This window comes from Streptomyces sp. NPDC059668 (assembly GCF_042734135.1).
GTDB lineage: Bacteria > Actinomycetota > Actinomycetes > Streptomycetales > Streptomycetaceae > Streptomyces.
Genome location: NZ_JBHWEL010000057.1, coordinates 26,760 through 30,685, shown reverse-complemented (window position 1 = coordinate 30,685; position 3,926 = coordinate 26,760). Strand labels below are relative to the sequence as shown.

The window sequence follows — 3,926 nt, the reverse complement described above, 5'->3', positions numbered from 1 at the left end:
CCTCTCCCCGCCCACTTTTTCTTTGGGTTCGAAAACTAACCAGACCCCCCCCCCCGTGTCCCCCAACCGGCGTGGGGGGGGGCCCTGTATTTTGCCCCCCCCCCCACCCCACTCCGCCACGAGGGACGGAAAAGCCTCGCTCCGTTACTGGTCCCGGTACATCTCGGCGACCAGGAAGGCCAGGTCGAGGGACTGGCTGCGGTTCAGACGCGGGTCGCACGCCGTCTCGTAACGCTGGTGCAGGTCGTCGACGAAGATCTCGTCGCCACCGCCCACGCACTCGGTGACGTCGTCACCGGTGAGCTCGACGTGGATGCCGCCCGGGTGCGTGCCCAGGCCCTTGTGGACCTCGAAGAAGCCCTTGACCTCGTCGAGCACGTCGTCGAAGCGGCGGGTCTTGTGGCCCGAGGCCGCCTCGAAGGTGTTGCCGTGCATCGGGTCGGTCACCCAGGCGACGGTCGCGCCGGAGGCACTGACCTTCTCCACCAGCTCGGGCAGCTTGTCGCGGACCTTGTCCGCGCCCATCCGCACGATGAAGGTGAGCCGGCCCGGCTCGCGCTCCGGGTCGAGCCGGTCGATGTACTGCAACGCGTCCTGGGCCGTCGTCGTCGGGCCCAGCTTGATGCCGATCGGGTTGCGGATCTTCGAGGCGAACTCGATGTGCGCGCCGTCCAGCTGCCGGGTGCGCTCACCGATCCACACCATGTGGCCCGAGACGTCGTACAGCTTGCCGGTGCGCGAGTCGACGCGGGTCAGCGCCGACTCGTAGTCGAGGAGCAGCGCCTCGTGGGAGGCGTAGAACTCGACGGTCTTGAACTCCTCCGGGTCGGTGCCGCAGGCCCGCATGAAGTTCATCGCGTTGTCGATCTCGCGCGCCAGCTGCTCGTAGCGCTGGCCCGACGGGGACGACCTCACGAAGTCCTGGTTCCAGGCGTGGACCTGGCGCAGGTCGGCGTAGCCGCCGGTGGCGAAGGCGCGCACCAGGTTGAGGGTGGAGGCGGACGCGTTGTACATCCGCTTCAGCCGCTCGGGGTCCGGGATACGGGCCTTCTCGTTGAAGTCGAAACCGTTCACCGAGTCGCCGCGGTACGTCGGCAGGGTCACGCCGTCCCGGGTCTCGGTGCCCTTGGAACGCGGCTTGGAGTACTGGCCGGCGATCCTGCCGACCTTCACCACCGGCACCGAGGCGGCGTACGTGAGGACGGCACCCATCTGGAGCAGGGTCTTGAGCTTGTTGCGGATCTGGTCGGCCGACACCGCGTCGAAGGCCTCGGCGCAGTCGCCGCCCTGGAGGAGGAACGCCTCTCCCTTGGCGACGGATGCCATCCGGGCGCGCAGCTGGTCGCACTCGCCCGCGAAGACGAGCGGCGGATACGACTCGAGGTCCGCGATCACATCGCGCAGAGCCTCGGCATCGGGGTACTCGGGCTGCTGCGCCGCGGGCAGGTCTCGCCAGGTGTTGCCAGCGCTCGCGCTGGACTTAGCGTTCACGGTCACCTGCACAACACTACGGGGTCGCGCCCGGCGTCCCCTCCCGGTGCCCAGCGATTGAGACGTGTCACGCACGTGGCGAGACGGTCCGGCAGCCGGTGTGAGCTGCGGGTCGTCGGTCGGGGCGGGCGCGTCGCGGCAGGTGCGGGCCTCCTCGCGCCGTCCACAGTCTAGGGAGATCACTGGACCGGCGCGGAACCCGGACGTGTCGCCGCCGAACGGACGTCCGAAGCCCGGGGCGGCGCGCGGACGCGTCGCGCCGACGCCCGTCGCCCGGATTCGGGTAAGGTGCGGCGCATGTTCGCGCACTCGCACCAGACCTGGTGGTGGACCGCTCATCCGGCGGCCCACTGACTGCGCGTACGCAAGACTTCGCGAAGGCCGCCCGAGGGGCGGCCTTCGGCGTTCTCCGGGGTCGTTCCTCTCCGATGTGAGAAGGAACAGGACCGATGAACCTGCTCGACCTGCTGGACGATCCCCGCCCGTTCGCCCTGCTGTGCCGCCGCGCTCCCGGCCGCCCCACCGCGGAGGGCGGCACGGTGGAGGTGCTGCTCGGGCCCGTGACCGCGTACGAGCGCCTCGCCGACCTGCCCGACGAGGCGCTCGCGCTCATCCCCTTCCGTCAGATCCGTGAGCGCGGCTTCGACGTCCGCGACGACGGCACACCGCTCGTGGCCCTGACCCCCGAGGAGACGCACGAGCTGCCGCTGGAGCGGGCCCTGGCGCAGTTGCCGGCGCACGACGTGCGTGTCGAGGGCGGGGGTTTCGACGTCGGCGACGAGGAGTACGCCGGGATCGTCGGGCGCGTGCTGCGCGAGGAGATCGGACGCGGCGAAGGGGCGAACTTCGTCATCAGGCGTACGTACGAGGGGAGGATCCCGGAGTTCGGGAGGGCCGACGCGCTCGCCCTCTTCCGGCGGCTGCTGGTCGGCGAGCGGGGCGCGTACTGGACGTACGTCGTGCACACCGGGAACCGGACCCTGGTCGGGGCGAGCCCCGAGGTGCACGTGCGGATGTCCGGCGGGACCGTGGTGATGAACCCGATCAGCGGGACGTACCGCTACCCCGCCGGGGGTCCCACCGCCGAGGGTCTGCTGGGCTTCCTCGCCGACGGCAAGGAGGTCGAGGAGCTCTCCATGGTCGTGGACGAGGAGCTCAAGATGATGTGCACGGTCGGCGACATGGGCGGGGTCGTGATCGGTCCGCGGCTGAAGGAGATGGCCCATCTCGCGCACACCGAGTACGAGTTGCGGGGCCGGTCCTCGCTGGACGCGCGCGAGGTCCTGAAGGAGACCATGTTCGCGGCGACGGTCACCGGGTCGCCGGTGCAGAACGCGTGCCGGGTGATCGAGCGGTACGAGCCCGTCGGGCGGGACGGCGTCGGACGCGGCTACTACGCGGGGGCGCTGGCCCTGCTCGGTCGGGACGCGGGCGGCGCGCAGACCCTCGACTCCCCCATCCTCATCCGGACCGCCGACATCGGCGCGGACGGGCGGCTGCGGGTGCCGGTGGGCGCCACCCTGGTCCGGGGCTCGGACCCGGCGGGCGAGGTCGCGGAGACGCATGCGAAGGCGGCGGGCGTGCTGGCGGCGCTGGGGGTCGTGGAGGCGAGCCCGCGCGCACCGGGCGTACGGCCGAGGCTGTCCGACGATCCGCGGGTGCGGGCCGCGCTCGACGGCCGGCGGGCCTCGCTCGCGCCGTTCTGGCTGCGGATGCAGGAGCGGACCGACTTCCTGACGGGCCACGCCCTCGTGGTCGACGGGGAGGACACCTTCACCGCGATGCTCGCGCACGTGCTGCGGTCGTCGGGGCTGAAGGTGACCGTGCGGCGGTACGACGAGCCGGGGCTGCGGGAGGCGGTCCGCGCGCACACGGGTCCGGTGGTGCTCGGTCCCGGCCCCGGTGACCCCTCCGACACGGACGATCCCAAGATGCGGTTCCTGCGGGGTCTCGCGTCCGAGGTGATCCGGGGCCACCGGCACGGGGTGCTCGGCGTGTGCCTGGGCCACGAGCTGATCGCCGCGGAGCTGGGCCTGGAGATCATCCGCAAGGAGGTCCCCCACCAGGGCGCGCAGACCACGGTCGATCTGTTCGGGCGGCCGGAGACGGTCGGCTTCTACAACAGTTTCGTGGCGCACTGCGACGAGGAGGCCGCGGCGGAGCTGGCGGCACACGGCGTCGAGGTGGCCCGGAGCGGTGCCGGGGAGGTGCACGCGCTGCGCGGGCCCGGGTTCGCGGGCGTCCAGTTCCATCCGGAGTCGGTGCTCACGCTGAACGGGACCGCTGTCGTACGGGAGCTGGTCGCTCAGCTGCGCGGCACGGGCACGGTGTCCGAGCAGCGGCCGGCGCTGTAGCCGAGCGGACGCCGACGCGGCGCCCCCGCTTTGGCGTGTCGGGGCGCCGGGGGGGGCCAAAAACCGAAATATAGCCCGGCA

3 protein-coding genes are annotated in these 3,926 nt (G+C 71.6%); 2 read left to right on the top strand and 1 reads right to left on the bottom strand.

All coding sequences use genetic code 11. The annotated features are described in order from the left end of the window. Positions 1-144: 144 nt before the first annotated feature. A complete protein-coding gene (locus ACFV2J_RS31115; RefSeq protein ID WP_385441751.1) occupies positions 145-1,497 on the bottom strand; it encodes a class II 3-deoxy-7-phosphoheptulonate synthase in 1,353 nt (450 codons plus the stop codon). 291 nt (positions 1,498-1,788) lie between these two features. Here ACFV2J_RS31115 and ACFV2J_RS31110 point away from each other — a divergent pair, with 291 nt between their 5' ends. Next, entirely contained in the window at positions 1,789-1,845 is a 57-nt protein-coding gene (locus ACFV2J_RS31110) for a trp operon leader peptide (protein WP_148014101.1), read from the top strand. Positions 1,846-1,940: 95 nt separating this feature from the next. Then, positions 1,941-3,845: an anthranilate synthase family protein gene (locus ACFV2J_RS31105; protein WP_385097337.1), complete on the top strand. Its 1,905-nt coding sequence runs from the start codon at positions 1,941-1,943 to the stop codon at positions 3,843-3,845. Positions 3,846-3,926: the final 81 nt, after the last annotated feature.